The following is a 323-nucleotide window of genomic DNA, read 5'->3' on the forward strand; positions in this document are numbered from 1 at the left end:
GATTTTATCACTCTCTCGGCCGCTCGGCGACGTCTTTTGACTTGAAATCAGTGCTGAAAAAGAGTAGGGTACCATATTGTGATCTATCAATAAGTTCAGATAACGATGAGGTGCAAATCAATGGCAGATTTTGAAATTGGTGATTTGGTTCAAGGAAAGAAATTCGGCCCAATGGATCATGATTTTACAGGAATTGTCGAAAAGGTTTATAACAATTCCATCATGGTTTCCATTCAAGATTTTGACCCCGCTGACAAGAGTGGTGTGAACGAATTAAACAATCGGGCTGTGATCCGCCAAAGTGAAGCCAAGATGATCAAGGC

General features: G+C 41.2%; 1 protein-coding gene. It reads left to right on the forward strand.

The genetic code is table 11. The annotated features are described in order from the left end of the window. Nucleotides 1-120: 120 nt before the first annotated feature. On the forward strand, nucleotides 121-323 hold a 203-nt coding region (locus ACFIK0_RS09570), incomplete at its 3' end, for a hypothetical protein (protein WP_375663939.1).

Origin of the sequence: Bartonella sp. CL63NXGY (assembly GCF_042194905.1) — a bacterium.
In the GTDB taxonomy this organism is placed as follows: Bacteria; Pseudomonadota; Alphaproteobacteria; order Rhizobiales; family Rhizobiaceae; genus Bartonella.